Source organism: Massilia sp. UBA6681 (assembly GCF_002454935.1).
Taxonomy (GTDB): Bacteria; Pseudomonadota; Gammaproteobacteria; order Burkholderiales; family Burkholderiaceae_D; genus Telluria; species Telluria varians.
Genome location: NZ_DKJX01000110.1, coordinates 1 through 23,890, shown reverse-complemented (window position 1 = coordinate 23,890; position 23,890 = coordinate 1). Strand labels below are relative to the sequence as shown.

The following is a 23,890-nucleotide window of genomic DNA, read 5'->3' as shown; positions in this document are numbered from 1 at the left end:
GGGAAAAGGCTAATTGCAAAATGGAGCATCGCCGATTTTAACGCTTCGACTTTATATTTATCACTGCGAAAACATTGACGCGGATGTGGCAGCTGGTGCGACAGGCGTCGTCGGCAGGCTCAGCTGACCAGGCCGTGATGGATTGCGTAACGTATCAGTTCGGCATTGCTCCTGATCAGGAGCTTTGTGAAGATGCGGCTGCGGTAGGTATTGACCGAGCTGATGCTGATGTCGAGTTTGGCCGCCACCTGCTTGACCGGATGCCCCAATGCCAGCAAGCGCAAGACCTGCAGCTCGCGGTCGGTAAGGCGCTCGTGGGCGTGGCGGGGCTGGGAAGAAGACACTTCATGGACAAGCATGTCCGCCAGCCTGTCGCTCAGGTAGCTTCCGCCGGCATGGACGCGATGAATGGCCTTCAGCACCACGTCGACGGTCAGCGATTTCGGGATATAGCCTGCGGCGCCCAGCTTGAGTACGGCAATGCCGAAACGTTCCTCGCTGTGCGAACTCAGCACCAGTACCCGGACGCCTGGAAAGCGCGCGACGACCGTCCGCAACGCATCCAGCTCGTGGATGGGGCTGAGGGTGAGGTCGAGCAGCAGCAGGTCGGTTTCCGTGCTTTCGAGCACGGCCAGCGTCGACGCCAGGTCCGCAGCCTCCCCCACGAGCACGATGTCCGGGTCGACCGACAACACCTTCTTGACGCCTTCGCGCACCAACTGATGATCGTCTGCGATGACAACTCTGATCATTGATGATCGCCAGGTAAGGAAAATATCATGTGCGACGATGTTATCAAAAATGAAATTCTCATGCTGCCTGATTCGAATCCTGTGCCGGACGCCCGTACTGTAAAGATTGCGATGATAAGGATTCCGCCTGCGCGGCGCGATGAGCAAGGTAGTGACATCGTGACGCAATCCATACGACACGCTGTCGATGACGGCGCATCGGCATACCAATCCGCAAGAACCTTGCCGCAATCCTGGACGATTTCCCGCCCAGTCCCCTGTTTCTGCCGCCAACGAAGGCAGTGTTCACGACACGGCAGTCGCAATCTGTTCGACTTCGCCGTCAGCCCTTGTCCCGGTAAGCTGCACGGTTTCATTCCATGCTCTCGCCAGCAGGACACCATCTTGGACCAACTGCTCCTGCATGAGCCGACGCCCCGCGTCCTCGTCGTCGACGACAACGTGGACGCCGCCGATATCCTGGCGACCCTGCTGTCGGTCTTCGATTGCACCGTACAGGTTGCCTATTCGGGCAGCGAGGCGCTCGCCCTTGGCGAAGCGCTTCGCCCCCTGCTCGTCATCCTCGACCTCGACATGCCGGGCATGGACGGTTGCGAAGCGGCGCGCCGCATGCGCGAACAATCCTGGGGGCCGCATGCCTGCATTGTCGCGCTGACGGCATGGAGCGGTGGCGACATCCCTTGCTGCATTGTCGAGGCGGGCATGGACTACCACTTCACCAAACCGATGCGGGTCGACGCGCTCGTCGACATCCTGGCCGCGCTGCGCGCATGAGCGCAGCCTGTCGTAACGTGCATGCTCCAAGCCTTGTGCTATCGTGAAATTATTAGTGACATTTACGCAAAGCGTCCAGGAAGACGAACGAGCATGTCAAACGACGCAGCCAGGATGGAGAAAGCCGCAGGGCTGGCGCTGACCACGTCCGGGAACGACTGGGCGATGCTCAGCCTATACCTGCCTGACGGCAAGGCTCCACAACGCTTTTGTACAGGGGACAACCCGGCTGTCCACGCCGCGCTCGAAGCGCTCGAAGCCCAGGTCGACGCCGACGATTACACGCTGCCGGACCTGCGCACCAGCCCCCTGCCCCCCGCCTGCCGCGAACTGACCGAGCGTACCGGCCTGCGCAGCTACCGGGCGGTCCGGCGCAGCTTCCGGCACGGAACGGAACTGGCCAGCTTCGTCCTGGCCGTTGCCGGCGCAAGCCCACGCGATCCTGCCAGCGAAGACGGGCTGGACCCGATCGCCGACCTGTTCGTGGACGGCGTATCGGCCCGCGCCGGCGGGACAAGCGGCGACGACGCCATGTTCGGATTCGATTCCGCTGCCGGCGCCATGGCCCTACCCGACGAGGCCGCGCAGGCGCAGGAGCAGTTCCGCCTGCTGTTCGAGTCCGCTCCGGGGCTCTATCTGGTGCTGGCTCCCGACAGCTTCCGCATTGTCGCGGCAAGCAATGCCTATCTCGAGGCGACCATGGTCACGCGCGAGCAGATCATCGGTTGCGCCCTGTTCGACGTGTTCCCCGACGATCCCGACGACGACAGCAGCCCTGTCGCGGCACTGAATGCTTCGCTGCAGCGTGTCAGGCAAACCCGTGTGCTCGACGTGATGGCAGTGCAGCGCTACCCGATCCGCCGGCCGGGCGGAGGATTCGAAGTGCGCTATTGGAGCCCGGTCAACTCTCCCGTCCTCGACGCCGATGGACGTGTCATGTTCATCATCCACCGTGTCGAGGACATCACCGATTACGTGCTGTCGCACAGGCCGTCGGATCCCGATGGCTCCCGGGCCAAGACCACCCGGCTGGAAGCGGAAATCGTGCTGCGTTCGTACGAGCTCAAGCGCATGGCGGATTCCTTGGCCCTGAGCGAGCAGCGGCTGCGTTATGTCACGCGCGCCACCAACGACGTGGTCTGGGACTGGAACATGTCCGACGATGCCCTGTGGTGCAGCCGCAGTGCGCTGGAACCGCTCGGCAGCGTGCTGGCGCGCTCCACCCGCCTGGCGGACTGGGAGGCCTGCATCCACCCCGAGGATCGCGAGCGGGTCGGCGCGAGCCTGCGCTCGGGCGTGACGGCCGGACGTGAGAACTGGGCTGCCGAATACCGGCTGCGCCTGCCGGGAAACGTCGAGCGCCATGTGCTGCATCGCTGCTTCATGGTCATCGACGAGCAAGGCAAGCCGCAGCGGATGGTCGGCAGCATCGCCGACCTGACCGAGCAGAAGCGCCAGGAGGCGCGCCTGCGCATGCAGGCCGAAATGCTCGACTACGCGACCGATGCCATCCTGGTGCGCGACCTCGACAACCGGGTGCTGTACTGGAACCAGGCCGCGGCCGCGCGCTACGGCTGGAGCAGCGACGAGGTCATCGGACGCGCAGTGAGCGAGACCTTGTATGCCCAGTGTGCGCCATCCGATTTCCAGCATGCGATGCAGGTCTTGATGCGGCACGGCGACTATTCCGGCCGCATGGTGCACTCGGCGGCGGACGGCCGCAAGTTCGTGGTCCACGTGCACTGGATCCTGGTGCGCCGCGAGGACGGGACGCCGCGCGCGATCCTGTCCGTGGTGACCGACCTGAGCGAGCAGGTCGCGCTGGAGCAGCGCCTGCTGCAGATCCAGAAGCTCGAGTCGCTCGGCCGGCTGACCGGTGGCATGGCGCACGACTTCAACAACTGGCTGACCGTCATCCTCGGCAGCGCCGAGGAGCTGATGGAAGCGCTCGAAGCGCAGCCCGACCTGCGCGACATCGCCCACATGATCCAGCTGGCGGGCGAGCGCGGGGCGGAACTGACACGCCGCCTGCTGGCCTTCGGGCGCAGGCAGCCGCTGACGCCGCAGATATTCGCGGTCGGCGAAGCCATTGCCTCGATCCGCCCCCTGATCGCGCGCAGCCTGCCCGAGAACATCGAGCTTCAGCTGCTGGACATGGGGCAGCGCTGGTGCGTGTACGCGGACCGCTCCCAGCTCGAAGCCGCCATCGTGAATCTTTGTCTCAATGCACGCGATGCCATGCCGGAAGGCGGGAAACTGATCATCCAGCTCCTGCTGGTCGAGATCGAGGAACGGAACAACAAGTTGAACAAGCCGCTGCCGGCCGGCGAATACGTCGTGATCGCGGTCGCGGACAATGGCCATGGCATCGCCCACGACGTGATGGACCATGTGTTCGAGCCCTTCTTCACCACCAAGGACGAAGCGTCCGGGAGCGGGCTCGGTTTGAGCATGGTCTATGGCTTCGCCAAGCAGTCGAATGGCGACGTGACGATCTACTCGGAACCGGGACGCGGCACGCAGGTCAAGCTCTACCTGCCGCGCGCGCACGCCGAACCCGAAACCCAGTCCACGCCCGAAGCCGGCGCCGGCGCACGGCCGCCGGGCGGATGCACCGTCCTGCTGGTCGAGGACGATCCGATCGTCCGCGCCCATATCCATGCCCTGTTGCGCGAGCTCGGCTGCGAGGTCACGCAGGCTTCCAGGGCCGAGGAAGCGCTGGCGCGGCTGGCCGGCGGCCAGCGCTTCGACCTGCTGTTCACGGATGTCGTCATGCCCGGCATGTCCGGCATCGAGCTTGTCCGGCGCGCACGCGCGATGCGGCCGGGATTGCGTATCCTGCTGAGCTCCGGCTACACTTTCGAGGCCATGCGGCACCAGGACGAGCTGGGGCCGGACATCCGCTTCCTGAACAAGCCCTATGGAAAGACGGTCCTGGCACAGGTCTTGTCGGAGGTACTTGACGGCGTGGGGGAAGTGCCATGAGCTCGCCGGCGAACGGCAAGCGCGAACGTGACGCCGCGGCCCGCAGGATGCTGGCCTTCGCCAGCCTTGTCGAGCACCTGGCGGTCCCGAACGCGCTTTCCGCGCTGGGCAATCACATGCTGGCGTCCTTGCGTGACGAGCTGGAGGCCCTCGCGATCTACCGGGTCACCGACGGCCAAGGCCTGGACTTGCTGCTGCACGCCGGATGCGCCCAGCCGCCGCCCGCACGCGCCGGCGACGTGACGCAGCTGTGCGGCGTGGCCTTGGGCGAGCCGGCCATCCAGGGCGGAGAGGCGCGCATCGTCGAGATCGGGGCGGACCGTCCGGCCTGGATCGGCGCGCGCCCCTGCGCCCTGGCGGCAGTCCAGTTTGGCGGCCGCGGCTCCAGGGACCCGCACTGCCTGGCCTTGTTCATGCTCCGCAATACCGAGCATGTCGCTTCGCTTGCGGCGCTGCTCGAACTGGCCGTGCACAAGCTTTCCCAGGCGCTGCTGCGCGACACGGCGCCGAGTCAGGGCCAGTACGGCCCCGAGGCAGGCAAGACCCGGGTATTGCTCGTCGATGACGAGGCGCTGCTGGTTGCCCATGTCAGGCGCATCCTGGAACGGGCCGGCTTCGCTTTCCACGCGGCGCACAACGCGCGCGAAGGTTTCAAGCTCGCCACCGCGATCCAGCCCGACGTAATCCTGATCGACAAGGTGATGCCGGACATGGACGGCATCGGCTTGCTGCGCATGATGCGCAGGAACGAATTGCTCAGCACCGTCCCCGTCATCATGCTGTCCGGCCAGGCCGACGAGGCGGCGCGGGTCGCGGCCCTGGGCGAAGGCGCCGACGACTTCGTGGTCAAGCCCTTCAGTTCGAAAGACCTGGTGGCCAGGATCGAGGCCAACGTCCGCCTGGTGCGGCTGCGCCGCGATGCGGTGTGGCGCCAGGGCGAGCTGCTGCGCCTGCGGCAGTCGCAACAGGAACTGCGCACCCTGCTCGACACCGTCCAGCGGGTGCGCGACGACGAGCGGCGCATGCTGGCGCGTGAGGTGCACGACCAGCTCGGCCAGATCCTGACGGCGGCAAAGATCGACCTGCGCCTGCTGCAGCACCGTGTTGCACAACCGGACAGGCTGCCGGCTGCACCCGACATCCTGGAAGAACTGCAGGCAGTGCTGTCGAGCATCGACCTGGCGATCGCCGCGGTGCAGGACATCGCGGCGCTGCTGCGGCCGCCCGAGCTCGAGGAAGGGGGATTGGTGGCGGCGCTGCGCTGGCAGGCGGAGGACCTGCAGCGCCGCACCGGCATCGCATGCAGCGTTCTGCACGAGCCGGCCAATTATGTCGAGCAGCCGCCCTTCGTCGCAGGGGAACTGCTGCGCATGTGCCAGGAAGCCCTGACCAACGTCTTGCGCCACGCCGGCGCGACCCGGATCATCATCCAGGTCGCGATGCGCAACGCATCCCTGCTGGTCAGGATATGCGACAACGGCAGCGGCATCCCGAGGGAACGCCTGCATCACGCGGCATCACTGGGCCTGAAGGGCATGCGCGAGCGGGCCGCCAGCATCCGCGCCAGCATCCACGTCTACGGAAGGCGCGGCCGCGGAACCATGGTGGCCATTCGCCGCAGGCTGGCTTACCGCTGACGTCCTGGCACACCGGCCGCTTGCTTTCAAGACCTGCGCTTGATCGTCATCAGCGCACAACAGTCTGCTTTTTTATGTGACGTTTCTGAAAGACATCAAATCACCGTGTTATGCTGGCTGCATCCGCAGAGGTGCGCCATGCCACGTTCCGATATCGCAGATCCCCATATCTCGCTGCTGCGCGCCGCACGCAAGCCCGCAGCACGCTTTGCGGCACTGGTGATTGCCGGTGTCAGCCTCCTGATCATCGGCTTGCAGGCAGTGGAAACCTGGCGCGGGCGCGACCTGCGCTTGCGCGAGGCGGAAGTCGCTACCGCCAACATGGCCCATGCGCTGTCGGCCCAGGGAGAAACGGCGATCCGGGTTACGGACACCGTGCTCTCCAGCGTCGTGACACAGGTCGAACGCGAGGGCTGGTCGGGCCCACCCGGCGAACGTCTCGGGAAATATTTGCGCGACGTCGTCGCCGAAGCCAAGGAAGTGCATGGCGTGCTCGTCTATGACGCCGACGGCAACTGGGTCGTCAATTCCCTCGATCACGCCATGCAGGGTAACAATGCCGACCGCGAGTATTTCCGCTTCCACAAGGCCAGTCCACAGCGCAGCGCCCATGTCGGGCTGCCCATCCTGAGCCGCTCGACGGGCGTGTGGGTCCTGCCGGTATCGCGCCGGATCAATCGTCCCGACGGGAGCTTCGCGGGCGTGGTCGTTGCCACCATCCGGATCGCGTATTTCGCCAAATTGTATGCAAGCTTCGACATTGGGAAACATGGGACCATCGTGCTGGCGCGTGACGACGGCACGCTCGCCTACCGGCGGCCATTCGAGGACACGCTGATCGGCAAGAGCATCGCCGGCGGGCTGGTCTACCAGGAGTACAAGCGCACCGGTCCGGTTGGCAGCGCGACCCTGCCGGCACAGCTCGACGGAATTGTCCGTTTGTACAGCTACCGCCGCATGGAAAGCTATCCGCTGTTGGTAATCGTCGGCGTGGCGAAGGATGACATCCTCTCGGGATGGCGCTCCTCGGCTGGGCAGCTGTTCGGCGGGATCGGCGTGGTCGTGCTCATGCTCGCCCTGGTAGGAACGCGCCTGGTGCGGCAGATCCGCATCCGCGACGAACTCGAGAAAGAACTGCTGAGCGCGCGCGAACGCCTCCAGGAGCGCAACGCCGCGCTGACGGAACTTGCGGAGCGCGACGGGCTGACCGGCATATCGAACCGCCGCCATTTCGAGGAGGCCCTGCAACGGGAGATCGCGCGGGCGGCGCGTTCCGGCAAGCCGCTCTCGCTCATCATGCTCGATGTGGACTACTTCAAGAAGTACAACGACCATTACGGTCATGTCGCAGGCGACAATTGCCTGCAACAGATTGCCGCCGCCCTGCCTGTCAGCCTGGACCGCCCGAGCGACTTTCCGGCACGCTACGGTGGCGAGGAGTTTATCGTTCTGCTGCCGGAGACCAGTGGACACGGGGCGTTCTAGGTGGCGGAACGCATCCGCTTGTCAGTCTGCGCCCTCGACCTCGAACACGCCGGCAGTCCCGCAAGCGTGGTAACGGTCAGCCTCGGCGTCTGCACTGCACTCATCGACGCCGACTCCCCGCCGGCGCCGGAAGCGCTCGTGGAACAAGCCGACTGCCAGCTTTACGAGGCAAAGCGGCTGGGGCGCAACCGTGTTTCGATTGCCGCCCAGGCAAGCACGGCCTTGCGCCAGACTGCCTAGTCGAGCTTGCTGAAGTCCGGCTTGCGCTTTTCAAAAAAGGCGGTAAACGCTTCCTTCGCTTCCGGCGCCAGCAGCATGGCGGCGAAGCGCTCATTCTCGGCGGCGATGGCGGCTTCGATGCTGTCGATGCGCGGACGCTTCATCAAGGCTTTCGTCGTGCGGATCGACGCCGCCGGCAGCGCCACCAGCTTGGCGGCCTGCTGTTCGGCGAAGGCGCGCAACTCTAGAGCCGGCAGCACGCGCGTGATCAGGCCCATCTCGAACGCTTCCTGCGCGCCGAAGGCTTCGCCCAGCAGCAGCTTCTCGGCGGCGCGCGGATAACCCGCCAGTTGCGGCAGCAGCAGCGAGGAGCCGAATTCCGGGCACAGGCCGAGCTGGGTGAAGGGCACCGAGAACTTGGCGTTGTCGGCGGCGTAGACCAGGTCGCAGTGCATCAGCATGGTGGTGCCGATGCCGATGGCGGCGCCGGCCACGGCGGCGATCACCGGCTTGGTCGAGCCGTGCAGGGCGCGCATGAACTGGAAGACCGGGCGGCTTTCGGCTGGCACACCCGGCACGGGGGCCGAGTTCTTCATGAAGTCGTCGAGGTCGTTACCGGCGGTGAAGATCTCGGGCTTGCCGGCGATGAGGATGGCGCGCACGGCGGTGTCGCTTTCCGCGTCCAGCAGCGCGTCGGCCATCGCCTGGTACATCGTGGCGGTGATCGCGTTCTTGCGATCGAGGCGGTTGAATTCGATGGTCAAGAGGCCGTTGGCCTTGTTGATCAGCATGTCCATGTTTCAGGGTCTCCGGATATTCTTGGGCTGGTTGGACGCGTGGGCGTTCGTAATTCCGGGCATTGCCCGGAATTACCCCTCCCACCCTACCAGGGCAAACGGTTCTCCCGCCCACGCGGTCATTGCTTACTTGATGATCAGACGCGCTCGATGATACCGGCTGCGCCCATGCCGGCGCCGACGCACATCGTCACCATGCCGTACTTCAGATTATTGCGGCGCAGTGCGTGCACGACGGTCGCGGCGCGGATCGCGCCGGTGGCGCCCAGCGGGTGGCCCAGGGCGATCGCGCCGCCCATCGGGTTGACCTTGCTGGTGTCCAGGCCCAGGTCGCGGATCACGGCCAGCGCCTGTGCGGCGAAGGCTTCGTTCAGCTCGATCCAGTCCAGGTCGTCCTGGCTGATGCCGGCCGCGGCCAGCGCTGCCGGAATCGCGACCTTCGGGCCGATGCCCATGATCTCCGGCGGCACGCCGCGCACGGCGAACGAGGAGAACTTGGCCAGCGGGGTCAGGTTGTGCTCCTTCAGGATCTTCTCGCTGACGACGATCAGCGCGCCGGCGCCGTCCGACATCTGCGACGAGGTGGCGGCGGTCACGCTGCCCTTGGCGGCGAATACGGGCTTGAGCTTGGCCATGCCTTCCATGCTGGCGTCGGCGCGCGGGCCTTCGTCCAGGTCGACGGTGCGGCGCTTGACCGAGATTTCACCGGTTGCCAGGTTCGGCGTACGGGTGACGATCTCCACCGGGGTGATCTCGTCCTTGAAGTAGCCGGCCTGCTGGGCGGCGATGGCGCGGCGGTGCGATTCCAGGCCGAAGGCGTCCTGGTCTTCGCGCGACACCTTCCACTGCTCGGCCACCTTCTCGGCGGTCAGGCCCATGCCATAGGCCAGGCCCACGTTCTCGTCCTTGAAGGTCTCCATGTTGATCGAAGGGTGATGGCCCATCATCGGGACCATCGACATCGATTCGACGCCGCCGGCGATCATCACGTCGGCTTCGCCCACGCGGATGCGGTCCGCCGCCATGGCCAGGGCGGTGATGCCCGAGGCGCAGTAGCGGTTGACGGTGACGCCGCCCACGGTGTTCGGCAGGCCTGCCAGCACCACCGCGTTACGCGCCACGTTGAAGCCCTGCTCCGCTTCCGGGAACGAGCAGCCGACGATGGCGTCGACGATCAGCGCCGGGTCCAGGTTCGGCACGGCTGCCATGGCGCCGCGGATGGCGTGCACCAGGAGGTCGTCCGGGCGGGTCTTGTTGAAGAAGCCGCGCGGCGCCTTGCCGATCGGGGTACGGGTCGCTGCGACGATGTATGCGTCTTGAAGTTGTTTGCTCATGATTTGTCGTCCTGTTCTGTCGTCGCTTTAGTTGCGCACCGGCTTACCGTTTTGCATCATGCCCATGATGCGCTCCTGGGTCTTCGGATTGCTCAGCAGCGCGATGAAGGCCTTGCGTTCCATGTCGAGCAGCCACTGCTCGGACACCACGCTGCCCTGGTCGATGTCGCCGCCGGTCACGATCTCGGCGATGGTGTCGCCCAGATGGTAGTCGTAGGCCGAGATGAAGCCGCCGTCACGCATGTTGACCAGCTGGCCGCGAATGGTCGCCCAGCCGTAGCGACCGGTGACGGTCACCGGACGCTTCGCCGGAGCGCGGTAGCCGGCGTCGAACATGGCGCGCGCGGTGGTCTTGGCCACGTGCAGCAGTTCGTAGGGGTTGAAGACGATGATGTCGTCTTCCTTCAGGTAACCCATGGCCTTGGCTTCCAGGGCCGATTTCGACACCTGCGCGGTGGCCGCGTTGGTGAAGCCGGTCTTCAGGAATTGCAGGATGTCGTTGCCCTTGGCTTCGGTAAAGGCGCGGACGGCCGCTTCCTTCAGGCCGCCGCCGGCCGGCACCAGGCCGACGCCGACTTCGACCAGGCCGATGTAGGACTCGATCGAGGCCACGCGCTTCGACGCGTGCAGCGCCATCTCGCAGCCGCCGCCCAGTGCCAGGCCCGCGACAGCGGCGACCACCGGGATGTTCGAGTACTTCATCTGCATGAACACGTCCTGCAGCTGGCGCACCATCGGTTCCATCGCCTTGGCGCCGCCCATCATGAAGGCCGGCAGGGCCGACTGCAGGTCGGCGCCGGCCGAGAAGGCGCCGCCTTCGGCCGCGTCGGTATTCCAGATCACCAGGCCCTTGTAGCCCTTCTCCGCTTCTTCCATGCCGCGCTGCAGGCCCTTCACCACGCCTTCGCCGATGACGTGCATCTTGGTCTTGAGCGAGATGACCAGCACTTCATCGTCCGAGTGCCACAGGCGCACCGAGTCGTCCTCGAACACGGTGGTGCCAAAGGTCTTCGGATCGATGGTCGACGAGCCCAGGACCGGGGCGCGGAATTGCTGGCGCTGGTACACCGGCAGGTCCGAAACCGGAACATACGCATTCTTCGAGGCCGAGAACGAACCCTCCGCGGTGTGCACGCCTTTTTCAGCGACCTGGCCTTCGAAGACCCAGGCTGGCAGCGGTGCGTTGGTCAGCGCCTTGCCGGCGTCGATGTCTTCCTTCACCCACTGGGCGATCTGGGTCCAGCCGGCGGCCTGCCAGGTCTCGAACGGACCGACGCTCCAGCCAAAGCCCCAGCGCATCGCGAAGTCGACGTCGCGCGCGTTGTCGGCAATCGTGTCCAGGTGGAAGGCGATGTAATGGAAGGCGTCGCGGAAGATCGCCCACAGGAACTGCGCCTGCGGGTTGGTCGATTCGCGCATGGCCTTGAACTTCTTGACCGGATCCTTTTCTTTCAGGATGCGGGCGACGATGTCGGCGGCCTTGGCGCCGCTCGGCACGTACTCGCCGGTAGCGAAGTCGAGGCGTTGGATCTCCTTGCCGACCTTCTTGTAGAAGCCGCCGCCGGTCTTCTGGCCCAGGGCGCCCTTCTCGATCAGCCTGGCCAGCACGTCAGGGGTCTTGTACAGGCTGAAGAACGGATCGTCCTGCAGGGTGTCCTGCATGGTCTTGATGACGTGGCCCATGGTGTCCAGGCCCACGACGTCGGCGGTGCGGAAGGTGCCGGATTTCGCGCGGCCCAGCTTGGCGCCGGTCAGGTCGTCGACCACGTCCACCGACAGGCCGAACTTCTCGGCTTCGTGGATGGTGGCCAGCATGCCGAAGATGCCGACGCGGTTGGCGATGAAGTTCGGGGTGTCTTTTGCACGCACCACGCCCTTGCCCAGGGTCGAGGTCAGGAAGGTTTCCAGCTGGTCCAGGATTTCCGGGCGGGTGGCCGCGGTCGGGATCAGTTCCACGAGGTGCATGTAGCGCGGCGGGTTGAAGAAGTGCACGCCGCAGAAGCGCGCCTTCAGTTCGTCGTCGAAACCTTCGGCCAGCTTGTTGATCGACAGGCCCGAGGTATTGGAGGCGAAGATGGCGTTGGCGCCGATGTGCGGAGCGACCTTCTTGTACAGGTCGTGCTTCCAGTCCATGCGTTCGGCGATGGCTTCGATGATCAGGTCGCAGCCTGCCAGCAGGTCGAGGTTGTCTTCGTAGTTGGCCACTTCGATCAGGGCCGCGTCATCCTTGTTGCCCAGCGGGGCCGGCGACAGCTTCTTCAGGCCTTCGATGGCCTTCAGGACGATGGAATTTTTATTGGCGTTGCCGCCGGAGCTTTGCTCCGGCTTGGCAGGCAGGTCGAACAGCACGACCGGCACCTTCGCGTTCACGCAGTGCGCAGCGATCTGCGCGCCCATCACGCCGGCGCCCAGCACGGCGACTTTCTTGACGATGAAATTGGACATGTAATTATTCCTTGAGTTAGCCCGTCGTTCCGGCGCAGGCCGGAACCTAAGTTTGTTGGTTAGCTACGAACTTGGGTCCCGGCCTGCGCCGGGACGACGAGATGCAGCGTGATGTGGTGTTAGAACAGGTCTGCGTCCATGGCCAGCAGGTTCGATGCACCCGAACGTGCCTGGCGGATCAGCATCGCGGTTTCCGGATACAGGCGGGCGAAGTAGAAGCGCGCGGTGTGCAGCTTGGCCGCATAGAACTTGTCGTCCGAATCCTGCTTGGCCAGCGCGATCTTCGCCATCTGGGCGAAGAAGTAGCTGAACACCAGGTGGCCCACGACGCGCAGGTAAGGCACGGCGGCGGCGCCCACTTCGTCCTGGTTCTGGAAGGCCTTCATGCCGATTTCCATGGTCAGCTTGGTGACTTTCTCGCCGAGCTCGCCCAGCGGGGTCACGAATTCCGACATCGACTCGTCCAGGCCGTTCTCTTCGACGAACGCCTTGATCTTCTCGCCGAAGGCGCGCAGCTTGGCGCCGTTGTCCATCAGGATCTTACGGCCCAGCAGGTCCAGCGACTGCACGGTGTTGGTGCCTTCGTAGATCATGTTGATGCGGGCGTCGCGCACGTACTGCTCCATGCCCCACTCGCTGATGTAGCCGTGGCCGCCGTACACCTGCATCGCTTCCGAGGTCGCGATCCAGCCGTTGTCGGTGATGAAGGCCTTGACGATCGGGGTCAGCAGCGCGACTTCGCCGGCGGCTTCCTTGCGCACTTCCTCGTCCGGGTGGTTCAGTTCGCGGTCGATCTGCAGCGCGATGTACGAAGTCAGGGCGCGCGCGCCTTCGGCGAAGGCCTTGGCGGTGAGCAGCATGCGCCGCACGTCCGGGTGCACGATGATCGGGTCGGCCGGCTTGTCCGGTGCCTTCGGGCCCGACAGGCTACGCATCTGGATGCGTTCCTTGGCGTAAACCAGCGCGTTCTGGTACGCGACTTCGGTCAGGCCCAGCGACTGCATGCCGACGCCCAGGCGGGCCGCGTTCATGAACACGAACATCGCCTGCAGGCCCTTGTGCGGCTGGCCGATCAGGGTGCCGATCGCGCCGTCCAGGTTCATCTGGCAGGTGGCGTTGCCGTGGATGCCCATCTTCTCTTCGATGGCGCCGCAGGCGATGCCGTTGCGCTCACCGATCGAGCCGTCGGCGTTCACCTTGAACTTCGGCACCAGGAACAGCGAGATGCCCTTCGAGCCTTCGGGTGCGTCCGGCAGGCGTGCCAGCACCAGGTGGACGATGTTCTCGGCCATGTCGTGTTCGCCGGCCGAGATGAAGATCTTGGAGCCGGTGATGCTGTAGGTGCCGTCGGCCTGCGGTTCGGCCTTGGTGCGCAGCAGGCCCAGGTCGGTGCCGCAATGTGCTTCGGTCAGGCACATGGTGCCGGTCCACTCGCCCGAGACCAGCTTCGGCAGGTACAGCTTCTTCTGCTCGTCGGTGCCGTGCTCTTTCAGGCACTCGTAGGCGCCGTGCGACAGGCCCGGGTACATGGTCCATGCCTGGTTCGACGAGTTCAGCATCTCGTAGAAGGAGTTGTTCAGCGAGACCGGCAGGCCCTGGCCGCCGTATTCCGGATCGCACGCGAGCGCGGCCCAGCCGCCTTCGACGTACTGCTTGTACGCTTCCTTGAAGCCCTTCGGGGTGGTCACGGCCTTGGTGGCGGCGTCGAAATGGCAGCCTTCGCGGTCGCCGCTGTGATTCAGCGGGAACAGCACTTCCTGCGTGAACTTCGCACCTTCTTCGAGCACCTGGTTGATGATGTCGGCGTCGATTTCCTGGTAGGCAGGCAGGTTCTTGAACTCTTCGCTGACATTGAGGAATTCGTGCAGAACGAACTGCATATCCCGGATTGGCGCGACGTACTGACCCATGGTTTTCTCCTGAACGAAGGTAAAGTGTTGTTTGACTTGCGGCCTTGTGATTAAGCCGGGGTGCCTTGCGGCGGATGTGGATTGCGGTAGTTCTCGACCAGCCGCTCGAAGCCGCGGCGTGCGCGCTCGACCGCGCCGGCATTGCGCAAGAAGCGGGCGTCGTGGTGCAGGGCCAGGATCAGCCCATACATTTCGTACACCAGCTGCTCGGCATCGGCATCGGGACGCAGGTGGCCGACCTCGATCGCCTGGCGCGCGGCGCGGCGCAGCGCGTCCTGCCAGTCCTGCACCATCTTGACCAGCTCCTCGCGGATCGGGCCCGGGCGGTCGTCGTATTCGACGGCGCCGCTGATGTAGATACAGCCGGACGCGATCTCGACCGACACGCGCGCCAGCCAGCGGTCGAACATCGACTGCAGGCGCGGCAGGCCGCGCGGCTCGCGCACGCTCGGGAAGAACACTTCCTGCTCGAAGCGGTGGTGGTAGAGCTTGACCACCTCGAGCTGCAGGTCTTCGCGCGAACCGAAATGGGCGAACACGCCGGACTTGCTCATGTTCATCCGGTCGGCCAGCACGCCGATGGTCAGGCCTTCGAGGCCGTCGCGGCTCGACAGCTCGAGCGCCACGTCCAGGATTGCTGCCCGCGTGAGTTCGCCCTTGCGCATGAATTTGGCTGAAGTAGTGATAGCTGCCCCTGAATCGAAAAAATCCGAACGCTCGTACTATTATCTACCAGAGATGAAATGTCAAACGGGAACTTAGAGGCGAGATTCTATTGATGCAGGACAACGGCAAGCGAGGTGAAGCCGCCTGCTGAGCGTTCCCGGCCAGGCTTGGCGAGGACAACGTTGTCGCAGATGTAAAGGTACAGCATTTTTCGTGCTTGTGGCGTATGCCGCGGGCGTATTCCGGACATGTCGAGCGGGCGCCCTGCGCCCGCTCCTTGCAGCCTCAGGTCGCCAGGCTGCGCAGCACCAGCCCGGTGATATAGGCGCAGTAGGTCCCCAGCGCATAGCCGAGCACCGCCAGCAGCACGCCCACCGGCGCCAGCGCCGGGTGGAAGGCCGAGGCCACCACCGGCGCCGAGGCGGCGCCGCCGACGTTGGCCTGCGAGCCGACCGCCATGAAGAACAGCGGCGCGCGGATCAGCTTGGCCACCAGCAGCAGCAGACCGCCGTGCACGCAGATCCAGATCAGGCCCAGCACGAACAGCCATGGGCGGTCGAGCAGCGCGTTCAGGTCCATCTGCATGCCGATCGTCGCCACCAGAAAGTACAGCATGGCCGAACCGAGGGTCGAGGCGCCGGCGCCTTCCAGGCTGCGCGCCCTGGTGAAGCTGAGCAGCATGCCGAAGGTGGTGGCGAACACCACGATCCAGAAGAAGGACGAGGTCAGGCTGTAGTCCTGCAGGCGCCATTCCTGCGGCAGGCTGGCGATCCAGCCCACGGTGGGGCCGGTCAGCGCATGCGACAGGCCGGTGACGCCCAGGCCCACGGCCAGGATCACCATCACGTCGGTCAGGGTCGGCATGCGCGCATGCTCGGCCTGGTAGGTTTCGATGCGCGCCTTGAGGGCATTGATGGCGGAGAGGTCGGCGCCGGTCCAGCGGTCAAACGCCTGGGCGCGGCCGGCCAGGAACAGCACTACCGCCATCCAGACGTTTGCCACCAGCACGTCGACGGCGACGAACTGACCGAACAGGGTGGCGTCCACCTCGAACACTTCCTTCATCGCGGCCTGGTTGGCGCCGCCGCCGATCCAGGCGCCGGTGATGGTAGTCATGCCGCGCCAGGTCTCGCCGGCCACCGTCTCCGGATGGATGACGCGCATGATCTCGAACGCGGCGACGGCGCCGAGCATGATGCCGACGGTACCGGTCAGGAACATGATGATCGCCTTCGGGCCGAGCCGCACGATGGCGCCGAAGTCGATCGCGATACACAGCAGCACCAGCGCGCTGGGCAGCAGGTAGTCGCGCGCCACCGGGTACAGTCTGGACAGGCTGCCGTCGATGATGCCAAGGGTATTCAGGATGGCCGGGACCAGGTAGCACAGCAGCAGGGCCGGCACATAGGTATAGAACTTCTTCCAGAAGCCATCGGCCCGCGAGGAGGACCAGAAGACGAAACCGAGGATCGATGCGAGGATACCGAGCACGACGGCATCATTGGTGACGAGGGGAACAGCAGTCTGCATGGAAAGGACACGAAGAGGTTGGCGGAGACCGCCAAGCCGCTTCGCGCGTCTTTACGCCTCAGCGATCCTTGCGGCCGGGAAATCGCATTCTACATTCCCTACAGCAAAGAAGGCCAAAGATCCATGCATACCCTCGGGGTCAGGTCTGACATTTGGACACGAGCTCAAGCGTTGGACACCCAGCCCTGACCGCGACGGCGTGGCGTTTCGCGTCCACCCTGCTCACCGCTGCGCCATCTCAGCGCCGACAATGCCGCGTCCGGTACCGTGATCGGCATGACGCGACCACTCCGACTCGAATTCGCCCACGCGCTTTACCACGTGACAGCGCGCGGCAACCGGCACAAGCCGATCTATCACCACGACGCCGATCGCCACCTATGGCTGGACGTGCTGACGCACGTATGCGAACGCCACAACTTTGTCGTCCACGCTTTTTGCCAGATGACGAATCACTATCACTTGCTCGTGGAGACGCAGGAGGCGAACCTTTCGCAAGGAATGCGCCAACTCAATGGCCTGTATGCGCAGCACATCAACCGGCGCCATCAACTCGTCGGACATCTTTTCCAAGGCCGGTATCACGCGATTCTCGTACAGAAAGAGAGCCATCTGCTGGAAGTCAGCCGATATATCGTGCTGAATCCCTTACGTGCGGCGCTGGTGTCCTCGCTAGATGAATGGCAATGGAGCAGTCATCACTACCTGACCGGTGCCAAGCCTGCACCCGCCTGGTTCGAGTGCGACTGGCTGCTCAGCCAATTCGGCGATGCGCATGCGGCCGCCGTGTCCGCATATCGGGCGTTTGTGCTGGCAGGCTTGGGCAAGGCCAGCCCGCTTGCCGCTGTCCGCCATCAGGTTCTTTTGGGTGAAGACGACTTCGTCTCAACGCACCAGCGATTGCAACTTGCAGAAGCCTTCGTGGAAGCGCCAAAGGCCGAGCGCCGGGCGGTCGCGCTGCCATTGACCGAATATCAGGTCATCTACGCCGACAGGGCCGAAGCAATGGCGCGCGCCTATCGCTCGACCGCCTTCACGATGCCGCAGATTGCTCACGCCTTCGGTGTGTCGACCAAAACCGTGAGCCGCGCAGTGGCTGCCTTCGAAAAACTGGAATCACCGCGTTGAAGAGCCTTTTACAGTAGAGGCCGTGTCCAAATGTCAGACCTGACCCCGGTTTTATTCGTCCCCGATGCGCGTCATGGCGCGGCGGTCGCGCTTGGTCGGGCGGCCCTTGATGTCGGCGCTCGGTTCGGGGAACAGGCGGCGCGCCGTCTTGTCGTTTTCGCGCTTGGCGATGCTCTCGTCGGTTTCGAAATAGAGCGTGCGCGCGACCGGCGCCGGGCCGCGCGTGCCCGAGATGGCGGCCACGATCACTTCCCAACGGTCCGAGCCGTTGTCGATGAAGATCTTGTCGTTGACCTTGACGTTGCGCGCCGGCTTGACCGGTTCGCCGCCAATGCGCACGCGGCCGCGGTCGACCGCGTCAGCCGCCATGGAACGCGTTTTAAAAAAGCGCGCGGCCCACAGCCATTTGTCGATGCGTACGTTGTCGTTTTCCATGGTGTTCCTTTTGCTTCCATTCATGCATAGCCGATCGCGAAGATCCGCATGACCAGTTTATACGCCATATAGGCCAGACCATAGCTCGCACGCCGGATCCAGCCGATATGGCCGAATTCCTCGGCACGGATCGGCACGCCGTCCGCGATGCCGCGCTCGATGTGCTCGCGCATGGTGGCGGCGAAGCGCTCGTCCAGCACCACCACGTTGGCTTCCTGGTTCAGGAACAGCGACAGGCCGTCGCAGTTGCTCGAGCCGACCGTGGCCCAGTCGTCGTCGACCACCGCGACCTTGGCATGCAGCTGGGTCTTGCGGTACTCGACCACCCGGATGCCGTCGGCCAGCAGTTTCGGATAGAAGGAGTGGGCCACCATGTCCTGGATCTTGAACTCCCCTACCCCGATGAGCAGGGTCACCTGCACGCCGCGCCGCGCCGCATGGGCCAGCGCCTTGCGGAACTTGCGCCCCGGCGCAAAATACGGCGTGGCCAGCAGCACGCTGTGTTTCGCGCGGCCCAAGGCCTGCAGGTAGGCGCGCTGGATCGTGGAACGGTTGCGCAGGTTGTCGCGCACCACGAAGGCGGCGCGCGCCGGATATTCGCAGGACTGCGGCGGATCCTTGCGCATTTCCTTGAACAGCTCGATGCGCTGGCGGATCTTGAGGCGACCCGCGCGCAGCCACTGCCCTTGCGCCTCGTCGTGGATCTGGGCCACCAGCGGCCCCGCTACCCGCACCGTGAAATCCCAGCGCGGGGCCGGCAGGCGGTGGCGGTCGGCGTGGTCGCACTGCCAGTCGTCGTTGACGTTGATGCCGCCCACGAAGGCGACTTCGCGGTCGACCACGGCGATCTTGCGGTGCGAACGCGCGATGCCGCGCCGGCACCAGGGATTGAAGATGCGGTACTGGATGCCCGCTTCCGCGAAGGCCGCACCGAGGCGCTTGGCGGGCAGGTGTTCGGTGCCGATCCAGTCGACCAGCACCCGCACCTTGACGCCCCGTTCGGCGGCGCGGATCAGGGCATCGCGCACGGTGCGCGCGGTGTCGTCCTCGCCGAAGATATAGGTCTCGAAGAAGACCTCGTACTGCGCCGCGTCGAGCGCCGCGATCAGCGCCGGGAAGTAGGCGGTGCCGCTTTCCAGGAGGGTGACGTCGTTGTTGTCTACGAAGCTGACGTGGCGCATGGCCTACGAGAGCTGCAGTTCCGCCACGATCGGCGCATGGTCGGACAGTTTGGCCCACAGCGGGCCGTGCATCACCTGGGCGTTGTCCACCTTGAAGCCGCGCACGTAGATGCGGTCGAGGCGGAACCAGGGCAGCATGGCCGGAAAGGTGCGCGCCGGCGCCAGCCGCGGCTGGCGGCGCGGCGGCGGCTGGCGGCCGGCCCAGCTGCGCACCATGTCGCCCAGCGGCGACTTCGGCCCCAGCTCGTCGAACACCTCCTTCACGCCGAGCGCATTGCGCAGGCGGTCGCTGAGGGTGTTGCGCCAGTCGTTGAAGTCGCCGGCAATGATCACCGGCTCGCCATGCGAGGACCCGTTGACGTGCTCGATCAGGGCGTCGGTCTGGCGCCCGCGGCTGCCTTCGAACAGGCCCAGGTGCACCACGTAGCAGTGCACCTTGCCGGCCTGCGTGTTCAGCACGCAGTGCAGGATGCCGCGCTGTTCGTAGGCGTGGTCGGAGATGTCGTGGTTGTGCGAATTCTCGATCGGGAAGGCGCTCAGCAGCGCATTGCCATGGTGGCCGTGGTCGTACACGGCGTTCATGCCGTAGGCGCTGTGGTGCTTCTCGTTCTTGAAGTAATCGTATTGCGCCGTCTCGGGCCAGTGCCGGTGCGCAAGGTCTTCTTTGCCGTAGCGTGCCTGGAAGCGGTCATGCCGTCCTTGCACCTCCTGGAGGAAGACGACGTCGGCGTTGAATTCCGCGATTGCTTTCTTGAGGGCGATCACCCGGGGCGTACTACGCAATGACGAGACGCCCTTGTGAATGTTGTAGGTAGCCACACGAATTTTCATGGGAACATTCTAACCGCATCGGGCGGATGTCCTCGTGGAACGAGGCCCAATTGTGCGCTGCCGGGTGATCTGGTCGCGGGGCCAGCCCGCTGTGTTCAGACAAATGCCATCTGGCCAGAAATAGCCTCGTGACCGCTCACCATCATCCGGCGCGGGCGCGCGGATGCACGGGTCACTTCGTCGTTCGACAGCAGAGGTCCGGACAACCTCAGGCCAGACAACAGGTCAATCTGGATGCAGCCGTTGCCGATGCTGATCTCTTTTACCTTATCGTCGTTCTTCAGTTCGAGGTCCATGTTTTCTCCCTGTAGATCTATCTAGTTAGAGTTGCGTCGCGAAAATTGTTACAAGCGACCTCATCGACAATATGCTAGAGATTGATGGCTGTCAAACGACGAATCTATCGTGCAGATGGGAAAAAGACTAATTTCATTCGGTAAACTAATTACCAAAATCATCTTAACTAACTCAGCAATATCCGCAAAAACAAGGATTTATGAAAGCAACTTGACATCAGATGCACACAAACGAATGGAAAATTGTCAAGGAAGTGAATAACCGTGCACAAAAAAAAATTTGGTTCCTGTTGTGGTATCACGACAGTTTATTTTCCAGCAGGAATTATCAAAAGCCCCATGTGTGGGGGGTATTTCGCGAAGATTTACTTTGCAGCAAGGATGTGACGCGGCAACTGCAGTATGGCTTCAGCGTTCGATGAGGAAAAGCAGCGGTCGGCGGCCTCGAGATAAGGCAGCCAGGCGTATTGCGTGTGCTCGCGCGGGCTCAGGATCACGGGGATGTCGCGCGGCACGCAGACCGAGAACACGTGCTCGGTATTGTGGGTGACGCCGGGGGCGTAGCGGTGGCGCCAGACCGGGTAGATCTCGTAGACGTTGGCCAGAGCCCAGTCGTGCAGACGGATCCGGCCGCCGTCGGCCACGATGCCGGTTTCCTCGAACAGTTCGCGGGTGGCGGTCTGGATCAGCGGTTCGGCATGAAAGTCGAGCGAGCCGGTGACGGATTGCCAGAAACCCGGGCGGTCGGCGCGTTCGATCAGCAGCACCTCCATGGCGGAGGTGTGGATGACGACCAGGACCGATTCGGGGATTTTGTGGGGCATGGGTCAGATAAAACAAACGCGGGCATGGCCGATGTGTGGCCAGGCCCGCGTGAGTTGAACGCGCGGTCGGCAAAGCCGACCACCCTACTTAGGCAACCTTCGCTTCGTTACGCAGGCGGATGTGCAGTTCCTTGAGCTGCTTCTCGTCGACTTCCGACGGCGCGTTGGTCAGGAGATCCTGGGCGCGCTGGGTCTTCGGGAAGGCGATCACGTCGCGGATCGACTCGGAGCCGGTCATCAGGGTGATGAGGCGGTCCAGGCCGAAGGCCAGGCCACCGTGCGGCGGCGCGCCGTACTGCAGGGCGTCGAGCAGGAAGCCGAACTTCAGCTGGGCTTCTTCGGCGTCGATCTTCAGGGCGCGGAACACCTTGCTCTGGACTTCTTCGCGGTGGATACGGATCGAGCCGCCGCCCAGTTCCCAGCCATTCAGGACCATGTCGTAGGCCTTGGCGACGCAGGCGCCCGGGTTGGTTTCCAACATGTCTTCGTGGCCGTCCTTCGGTGCGGTGAACGGGTGGTGGGTGGCGTTCCAGCGGTCGCCGTCTTCGTCGTACTCGAACATCGGGAAGTCGATGACCCACAGCGGGGCCCAGACGTCGTCGAACAGGCCGGCCTTCTTGCCGAATTCCGAGTGGCCGATCTTCACGCGCAGCGCGCCGATGGCGTCGTTGACGACCTTGGCTTTATCAGCACCGAAGAAGATCAGGTCGCCGTCTTCGGCGCCGGTCAGCTCCAGGATCTGGGCCAGGACCTCGTCCGAGATGTTCTTGACGATCGGCGACTGCAGGCCGTCACGGCCCTTGGCCTTCTCGTTGACCTTGATGTAGGCCAGGCCCTTGGCGCCGTAGATGGCAACGAACTGGGTGTACGCGTCGATTTCCGAACGCGGCATCGAAGCGCCCTGCGGCACGCGCAGGCCGACCACGCGGCCGCCGGCCATGTTGGCGGCGCTGTTGAACACCTTGAACTCGACCGACTTCATCAGCTCGGTCAGTTCGGTGAACTGCAGTTTCACGCGCATGTCCGGCTTGTCCGAACCGTAGGAGCCCATGGCGGTGGCGAAGTCCATCACCGGGAACGGGTTCGGCAGGTCGATGCCGGCCGCGTTCTTGAAGACGACGCGCATCATGTCTTCGAACAGGTCACGGATTTCCTGTTCGGTCAGGAACGAGGTTTCGCAGTCGATCTGGGTGAATTCCGGCTGGCGGTCGGCGCGCAGGTCTTCGTCGCGGAAGCACTTGGTGATCTGGTAGTAGCGGTCGAAGTTGGCGACCATCAGCAGCTGCTTGAACAGCTGCGGCGACTGCGGCAGCGCGAAGAAGTTGCCCGGGTTGACGCGCGACGGCACCAGGTAGTCGCGGGCGCCTTCCGGGGTCGACTTGGTCAGCATCGGGGTCTCGATGTCGATGAAGCCCAGGTTGTCCAGGTACTTGCGCACTTCCATCGACACCTTGTAGCGCAGGCGCAGGTTGTGCTGCATCTGCTGGCGGCGCAGGTCGAGCACGCGGTGGGTCAGGCGGGTGGTTTCCGACAGGTTGTCGTCGTCCAGCTGGAACGGCACCGGCACCGAGGCGTTCAGCACTTCCAGATTGGTGGTGTTGATCTCGATCTTGCCCGACTTCAGGTTGGCGTTGGCGGTGCCTTCCAGGCGGTTCACGACGGTGCCGGTGATGCGCAGGCAGTACTCGTTGCGCACGTGTTCCGCAGCCTTGAACACCTCGGCGTTATCCGGGTGGCAGACCACCTGCACCAGGCCTTCGCGGTCGCGCAGGTCGATGAAGATCACGCCGCCGTGGTCGCGGCGACGGTGCACCCAGCCGCACAGGCTGACGGTTTGGCCCAGCAGTTCCTCGGTGACGAGGCCGCAGTAGTGAGTACGCATGGAGGTCATGGTTTTCGTTCCAGGTTGGTTGATTCGTGAAAGGCGCCCCCGCATGCGGCGGCCCTGTGTTCTTTGCTTGCTGCGTTCTTTGTTCTTTATTCCGGAGCGACGACGCCCATCGAGACGATGTGCTTCAGAGCCGCGTCCACGGACATGTTCAGCTCCACGACCTTGCTGCGTTCCATCATCAGGAAGAAGCCCGAGGTCGGGTTCGGGGTGGTCGGCACGTACACGCTCACGTAGTCGCCCACCAGGTGGTTCTTCACGTCGCCGCCCGGCACGCCGGTCAGGAATGCGATGGTATAGGAATCCGCGTGCGGGTACGGGATCAGCACCGGCGTGCGGAATGCGTTGCCCGAGGACGAGAACAGCGTGTCCGACACCTGCTTGACGCTGCCGTACAGCGAGCTGACCACCGGAATCCGCTTCATGATGCGGTCGCCCACGCGTACGATGTAGCGGCCGACCAGGTTATTGGTCAGCAGGCCGGTAAGGAAGACGATGGCAAGCGTCAGGACTGCGCCGAAGCCGGGCATGTCCATGCCGAACAGTCTGCGCGGCTGCCAGGCTTCCGGCACGAACAGCAGCGACTGGTCCAGGGTGCTGATGATGGCACTCAAGACCCAGGCCGTGATCACGAGGGGCACCAGCACCAGCAGGCCGGTCAGGAAATATTTGCGCATCGAATTCTCTTGTTCTTATTTGCTGACTGCTCAGGTACTGCTCTTGTCGCCGCCGCCGGCAGCGGGCGCCGGCGCCGGCGCCGGCGCCGGGGTAGC

Annotated in this window: 18 protein-coding genes and 1 pseudogene; 5 read left to right on the top strand and 14 right to left on the bottom strand. The window is 64.2% G+C overall.

The window, feature by feature from the left end; translation table 11 throughout:
- Positions 1 to 119: 119 nt before the first annotated feature.
- Positions 120 to 752 carry a response regulator gene (locus tag B2R83_RS20590; RefSeq protein ID WP_292044521.1) on the bottom strand — a complete coding sequence of 211 codons (633 nt, stop codon included), beginning with the start codon at positions 750 to 752 and terminating at the stop codon, positions 120 to 122.
- Positions 753 to 1,136: 384 nt separating this feature from the next.
- Here B2R83_RS20590 and B2R83_RS20585 point away from each other — a divergent pair, with 384 nt between their 5' ends.
- The 4 genes and pseudogenes from B2R83_RS20585 (at position 1,137) to B2R83_RS20570 (ending at position 7,873) form a co-directional block, all read left to right on the top strand.
- A complete protein-coding gene (locus tag B2R83_RS20585; RefSeq protein WP_292044520.1) occupies positions 1,137 to 1,526 on the top strand; it encodes a response regulator in 390 nt (129 codons plus the stop codon).
- A gap of 93 nt (positions 1,527 to 1,619) precedes the next feature.
- Positions 1,620 to 4,511: a PAS domain S-box protein gene (locus tag B2R83_RS20580; protein ID WP_292044519.1), complete on the top strand. Its 2,892-nt coding sequence runs from the start codon at positions 1,620 to 1,622 to the stop codon at positions 4,509 to 4,511.
- Positions 4,508 to 6,148: a response regulator gene (locus B2R83_RS20575; protein WP_292044518.1), complete on the top strand. Its 1,641-nt coding sequence runs from the start codon at positions 4,508 to 4,510 to the stop codon at positions 6,146 to 6,148. Before B2R83_RS20580 ends, B2R83_RS20575 begins: the two co-directional genes overlap by 4 nt.
- Before the next feature lie 138 nt (positions 6,149 to 6,286).
- Positions 6,287 to 7,873, top strand: a pseudogene (locus B2R83_RS20570) (sensor domain-containing diguanylate cyclase).
- Here B2R83_RS20570 and B2R83_RS20565 read toward each other — a convergent pair.
- From B2R83_RS20565 to B2R83_RS20540, 6 genes are all read right to left on the bottom strand, one after another.
- Positions 7,870 to 8,649 (bottom strand): enoyl-CoA hydratase, encoded by a 780-nt coding sequence (locus tag B2R83_RS20565; protein ID WP_292044516.1) that lies wholly within the window; start codon positions 8,647 to 8,649, stop codon positions 7,870 to 7,872. The pseudogene B2R83_RS20570 and the gene B2R83_RS20565 sit on opposite strands and share 4 nt — an antisense overlap.
- Positions 8,650 to 8,786: 137 nt before the next feature.
- Positions 8,787 to 9,983 (bottom strand): acetyl-CoA C-acyltransferase, encoded by a 1,197-nt coding sequence (locus B2R83_RS20560; RefSeq protein WP_292044513.1) that lies wholly within the window; start codon positions 9,981 to 9,983, stop codon positions 8,787 to 8,789.
- Positions 9,984 to 10,010: 27 nt separating this feature from the next.
- The gene (locus tag B2R83_RS20555; protein WP_292044511.1) at positions 10,011 to 12,428 is read right to left on the bottom strand and encodes a 3-hydroxyacyl-CoA dehydrogenase/enoyl-CoA hydratase family protein; all 2,418 of its coding nucleotides are present in this window, start codon (positions 12,426 to 12,428) and stop codon (positions 10,011 to 10,013) included.
- Positions 12,429 to 12,547: 119 nt separating this feature from the next.
- Positions 12,548 to 14,338: an acyl-CoA dehydrogenase C-terminal domain-containing protein gene (locus tag B2R83_RS20550; protein WP_036208687.1), complete on the bottom strand. Its 1,791-nt coding sequence runs from the start codon at positions 14,336 to 14,338 to the stop codon at positions 12,548 to 12,550.
- Positions 14,339 to 14,388: 50 nt separating this feature from the next.
- Entirely contained in the window at positions 14,389 to 15,003 is a 615-nt protein-coding gene (locus tag B2R83_RS20545) for a TetR/AcrR family transcriptional regulator (RefSeq protein WP_036208690.1), read from the bottom strand.
- A gap of 286 nt (positions 15,004 to 15,289) precedes the next feature.
- Positions 15,290 to 16,534 (bottom strand): DUF819 domain-containing protein, encoded by a 1,245-nt coding sequence (locus B2R83_RS20540; protein ID WP_292044505.1) that lies wholly within the window; start codon positions 16,532 to 16,534, stop codon positions 15,290 to 15,292.
- A 276-nt stretch (positions 16,535 to 16,810) separates the two neighbouring features.
- On the opposite strand from B2R83_RS20540, the gene B2R83_RS20535 reads away from it, so the two are divergent.
- The gene (locus tag B2R83_RS20535; protein WP_292044503.1) at positions 16,811 to 17,662 is read left to right on the top strand and encodes a transposase; all 852 of its coding nucleotides are present in this window, start codon (positions 16,811 to 16,813) and stop codon (positions 17,660 to 17,662) included.
- A 51-nt stretch (positions 17,663 to 17,713) separates the two neighbouring features.
- Here the strand turns inward: B2R83_RS20535 and B2R83_RS20530 are convergent, their stop codons facing one another.
- The 7 genes from B2R83_RS20530 to B2R83_RS20500 all read right to left on the bottom strand — a co-directional run bounded on the left by B2R83_RS20530 (position 17,714) and on the right by B2R83_RS20500 (position 23,794).
- Positions 17,714 to 18,097 (bottom strand): RNA-binding S4 domain-containing protein, encoded by a 384-nt coding sequence (locus B2R83_RS20530; RefSeq protein WP_027865703.1) that lies wholly within the window; start codon positions 18,095 to 18,097, stop codon positions 17,714 to 17,716.
- 20 nt (positions 18,098 to 18,117) lie between these two features.
- Complete coding sequence (gene clsB / locus B2R83_RS20525) at positions 18,118 to 19,278, bottom strand: cardiolipin synthase ClsB (protein ID WP_036208698.1); 1,161 nt, start codon at positions 19,276 to 19,278, stop codon at positions 18,118 to 18,120.
- Between the two features lie 3 nt (positions 19,279 to 19,281).
- Positions 19,282 to 20,109: an endonuclease/exonuclease/phosphatase family protein gene (locus B2R83_RS20520; RefSeq protein ID WP_036208700.1), complete on the bottom strand. Its 828-nt coding sequence runs from the start codon at positions 20,107 to 20,109 to the stop codon at positions 19,282 to 19,284.
- 95 nt (positions 20,110 to 20,204) lie between these two features.
- The gene (locus tag B2R83_RS20515) at positions 20,205 to 20,405 is read right to left on the bottom strand and encodes a hypothetical protein (protein ID WP_292044501.1); all 201 of its coding nucleotides are present in this window, start codon (positions 20,403 to 20,405) and stop codon (positions 20,205 to 20,207) included.
- 365 nt (positions 20,406 to 20,770) lie between these two features.
- Positions 20,771 to 21,229, bottom strand: a complete 459-nt coding sequence (gene nudB, locus B2R83_RS20510; RefSeq protein ID WP_292044500.1) for a dihydroneopterin triphosphate diphosphatase — start codon at positions 21,227 to 21,229, stop codon at positions 20,771 to 20,773.
- Between the two features lie 88 nt (positions 21,230 to 21,317).
- Positions 21,318 to 23,120 carry an aspartate--tRNA ligase gene (gene aspS, locus B2R83_RS20505; RefSeq protein ID WP_292044498.1) on the bottom strand — a complete coding sequence of 601 codons (1,803 nt, stop codon included), beginning with the start codon at positions 23,118 to 23,120 and terminating at the stop codon, positions 21,318 to 21,320.
- 86 nt (positions 23,121 to 23,206) lie between these two features.
- Positions 23,207 to 23,794 carry a DUF502 domain-containing protein gene (locus B2R83_RS20500; RefSeq protein ID WP_027865709.1) on the bottom strand — a complete coding sequence of 196 codons (588 nt, stop codon included), beginning with the start codon at positions 23,792 to 23,794 and terminating at the stop codon, positions 23,207 to 23,209.
- Between the last annotated feature and the right edge of the window lie 96 nt (positions 23,795 to 23,890).